This is a genomic window from Bradyrhizobium sp. SHOUNA76, assembly GCF_023006445.1.
GTDB lineage: Bacteria > Pseudomonadota > Alphaproteobacteria > Rhizobiales > Xanthobacteraceae > Bradyrhizobium.
In genome coordinates this window covers 1-3,830 of the sequence record NZ_JALBHA010000565.1, presented here as the reverse complement: position 1 = coordinate 3,830, position 3,830 = coordinate 1, and the positions used below count along the sequence as shown (strand labels likewise).

3 protein-coding genes and 1 pseudogene are annotated in these 3,830 nt (G+C 65.5%); 2 read left to right on the top strand and 2 right to left on the bottom strand.

The features are described from left to right. Nucleotides 1–2,380, top strand: a 2,380-nt coding sequence (locus MOV74_RS33320) for a PAS domain S-box protein (protein ID WP_246931234.1), incomplete at its 5' end; no start/stop codon positions are given. Between the two features lie 107 nt (nt 2,381–2,487). On the opposite strand, the gene MOV74_RS33315 is transcribed toward MOV74_RS33320, so the two are convergent. Continuing rightward, nucleotides 2,488–3,123, bottom strand: a complete 636-nt coding sequence (locus MOV74_RS33315; RefSeq protein ID WP_246931233.1) for a response regulator transcription factor — start codon at nt 3,121–3,123, stop codon at nt 2,488–2,490. Between the two features lie 150 nt (nt 3,124–3,273). On the opposite strand from MOV74_RS33315, the gene MOV74_RS33310 reads away from it, so the two are divergent. After that, nucleotides 3,274–3,615 (top strand): hypothetical protein, encoded by a 342-nt coding sequence (locus MOV74_RS33310; protein WP_246931232.1) that lies wholly within the window; start codon nt 3,274–3,276, stop codon nt 3,613–3,615. 54 nt (nt 3,616–3,669) lie between these two features. Here MOV74_RS33310 and MOV74_RS33305 read toward each other — a convergent pair. Beyond that, nucleotides 3,670–3,830 (bottom strand): annotated as a pseudogene (locus tag MOV74_RS33305) (response regulator); the annotation flags it as partial.

The window sequence follows — 3,830 nt, the reverse complement described above, 5'->3', positions numbered from 1 at the left end:
CGAGACCGGCGTGCTGGCGCGGGCTTTCGCCCGGATGGTCGAAGAGACCCGGGCGAAAACGGCCGCACTCGAGCGCGAGGTCCGGGAGCATCGCCGCACCGAGGCCGCGCGAAGCCATCATGCGGCGCGCGAGCAATTGTTCAGCGCCGCCGTCGAATCATCCGACGACGCGATCGTGATGCAATCGCTCGACGCCATCATCACCGGCTGGAATCCCGCGGCCGAACGCCTCTATGGCTATTCGGCAAATGAAGCGATCGGGAAATCCACCTCGATTATTGTCCCGCCCGACCGCCGTGCCCATGGCAAGGACTATTTGGCGCGGATCGCGCGGGGGGAGCCGATCGAGCGGTTCGAGACGGTGCGCCTGCGCAAGGACGGCAGGCCGGTCGAGATTTCGCTCAGCCTGTCGCCGATCAGGGGACCTTCGGGCGAGATCGTCGGCGTCTCCGGGACCGCGCACAGCCTCACCGAGGCGCGGCGGGCCGAGCGGCAGCTCCAGCAGCAGATCGAGGAGCGCCGGCAGATCTTCGACACCTCGCAGGATCTCATCATGATCATGGATGCGCGGGGCCATGTCGCGCAGATCAGTCCGAGCAGCGAGACCATTCTCGGCTACCGGCCGGAGGAGATGATCGGCCGCAGCGGCGCCGACTTCATTCATCCGGACTATCTGGCGCAATCGCGCGAGGACATGCGCGCGCTCCGGCGCGGCGAACGCCCCAAGCTCGGCGACACCCGCTGCTTCCACAAGAACGGACACGAGGTCTGGCTGTCCTGGCTCGGCAGCTGGTCCGAAAAGGCGCATCGCTTCTACTTTGCCGGGCGCGACATGACGGAAGCGCGGCTCGCGCAGGAATCGCTGCGCGAGAGTGAGCGGCTCGCCCGCAACATCGTCGAGACCTCGCTCGACGCCTTCATCCAGACCGACGAGACCAGCAGCGTCCTGAACTGGAACTCGCAGGCCGAACAGCTCTTCGGCTGGCGCCGCGACGAGGTGCTGGGCAAGAGCACGATCGACCTCATCGTCGCCGAGAGCGAACGCGAGAGGGTCAGGGCGGGCCTGAAGCAGTTCCTGGAGAGCGAGGACGGCAGATCACTGAATCGCCGCCGCGAGCTCGTGTGCCGCCGCCGCGACGGCAAGGAATTCAAGGCCGAGCTGAGCGTCACCGCGCTGAAGCGCCGCGAAGGCCTGCTGTTCAACGTCTTCTACCGCGACCTCACCGACAAGATCGCCGCCGACGAGCGCATCCGCCATGCCGAGAAGATGGAGGCGGTCGGCCAGCTCACCGGCGGCGTGGCGCACGATTTCAACAACATCCTTACCGTCATCACCGGGACGATCGAGATCCTCGCGGAGGCCGTCGAGAAGGAGCCGCAACTTGCGGCCATCACCAAGATGATCGACGAGGCCGCCGCGCGCGGCGCCGACCTGACCCAGCACCTGCTCGCTTTCGCGCGCAAGCAGCCGCTCCAGCCGCGCGAGATCGACATCAACTCGCTGGTCGTCGACACCGCGAAACTGTTGCGGCCGACGCTGGGCGAGCAGATCCTGATCGAATCCGTGTTCGAAGACGAGATTTGCGTTGCGATCGTCGATCCCAACCAGCTCACCACCGCGATCCTCAACCTCGCGCTCAACGCCCGCGACGCCATGCCCGGTGGCGGCAAGCTGATCGTGGAGACCGGCGCCGCCTATCTCGACGAGGTCTATGCCAGCGTCAACGACGTCCGCCCCGGCCATTATGTACTGATTGCCGTGAGCGACACCGGCGCCGGAATTCCCGCGAGCATGCTGCCCAGGGTGTTCGACCCCTTCTTCACCTCGAAGGGACCGGGCAAGGGCACCGGGCTCGGACTTTCGATGGTCTATGGCTTCATCAAGCAGTCCGCCGGCCACATCAAGATCTACAGCGAGGAAGGCCACGGCACCACGATCAAGATGTATCTGCCGCCCGGCAAGACGCCGACGGCGGTCGGTGATGGCGTAACGCCGGCGACGATCGAGGGCGGCCACGAGACGATCCTGGTGGTCGAGGACGACAGGCTGGTGCGCGACTATGTGCTGGCGCAGCTGCATTCGCTGGGTTACGTCACCTTGCAGGCCGCGAACGCCGCGGAGGCGCTCGCGATCGTCGCCGCCGGAAAGCCGTTCGACCTCCTGTTTACCGACGTCATCATGCCCGGCAAGATGAACGGACGGCAGCTCGCCGACGAGCTCCAGAAGACGCGCCCCGATCTCAGGGTGGTCTACACATCGGGCTATACCGAGAATGCGATCATCCATCACGGCCGGCTGGATTCCGGCGTTCTGCTGCTGGCGAAGCCCTATCGCAAGTCGGATCTGGCGCGGATCATCCGCAAGGCGCTGAGCGCTTGAGGCGCGTGCGCAGACGGCAGCCGTAGCCCGGATGAGCGAAGCGATATCCGGGACTTTGCAGCAGCGGTCCCGGGTGTCGCTTCGCTCACCCGGGCTACAAGAGCTTACTACGACGCGCGCTGGGCCGCGGTCATCACGATACGGATCAGATCGGCGGCATTGCGCGCGCCGAGCTTCTTCATGATGTTGGCGCGGTGATCCTCGATGGTGCGCGGGCTGATGCCGAGCGTGCGGCCGGCTTCCTTGTTGGAGGCGCCTGCCGCGAACTGCTCGAGCACCTCACGCTCCCTGCGCGTCAGCGGTTCGCGCCCGGGGAAATGCAGCGAGCCGAATTTCGGCGAGGCGTTCTCCGCCTGCCTGCGCGCATAGGCGCCGATCGCCTCGTCGAGCCGGCCGACGATCTCGCTGCCCCGGAACGGCTTCTCGATGAAGTCGAGCGCGCCGCTCTTGATCGCGCCCACCGCCATCGCGATGTCGCCCTGTCCGGAGATCATGAAGATCGGCGCCGGATAATCCTCGCCTTGCAGCTCCTTCAGAATGTCGAGGCCCGACTTTCCGGGAATGTTCACGTCCAGCAGGATCGCAGCCGGTGTGCGGTTTCGCGCGACGGAGAGCAACGCTGCCCCGTCCGCAAAACAGATCACCTCATAGCCCGCCGCCTTCAACACCATCGACAGAGTGTCGCGAACGGCAGGGTCGTCGTCGACGACGAAGATTTCACCGCGAGAGCTTTGTTCGGCCATGTGCCACATCCGGTTGGCATGAAGGACTCGCGTGCGCGCCAACCGTTTATGGCGTTCGGCGCGGATTCGGCCCACCCGTATTTGTACGGGACATGGACTTAACGCACAAGTAGCGGCAGGGTGCCTAATTGCGGGGTACGGAGAATATCCATGCTAAATTTCGCTGGCACACCCCCGCTCGTCGCGATGCCCGAAACTGACAGCCGTCAGTTGATCGCTGCCGAACTTCGCGCTCTGATCACACGGATCGAGAGCAGCATGCGCCTGATCGACGCAGCCATGATGGAAGCAGGCATGCCGGAAACAGGCTTGCTGGAAACAGGCTTGCTGGAAACAGGCTTGGCGCAGGGAGATCCGGCGGGTTCCGCCGACATTTTCGTGCTCGACGACGTCACGCCACGCTATGCGACGGCGAGCGCCGCCCTCAATGCCTGCCGGGCGGGCCTTGGCCACGCCCTGCAATGTCTGTCGGAATCCGGTAGCCCGGCATAGAGCGCGATCAACGCGGCCCAGCAGCCGCATCCAACCGCATGGCAGCTCCGCGGCCTAGGCGCGGTGCCGTTCCACGATCGCGTCGGTGGCGACGCCACCCCAGGTGTGCATCGCCGGAAGGCCCATCGCGGTCTTGCCGAGATTGGCGAGGCTGATGCGCAAGGCCGCGAGGTCGAGCGGCTTCGGCAGGCTCTGGAGCTCGATCCCGACGGACC

What these genes read in the sequence shown, in the direction of transcription:
- MOV74_RS33310 (WP_246931232.1), top strand. Translation starts at nt 3,274, where the DNA reads ATGCTAAATTTCGCTGGCACACCCCCGCTCGTCGCGATGCCCGAAACT.
- MOV74_RS33315 (WP_246931233.1), bottom strand. Translation starts at nt 3,123, where the DNA reads ATGGCCGAACAAAGCTCTCGCGGTGAAATCTTCGTCGTCGACGACGAC.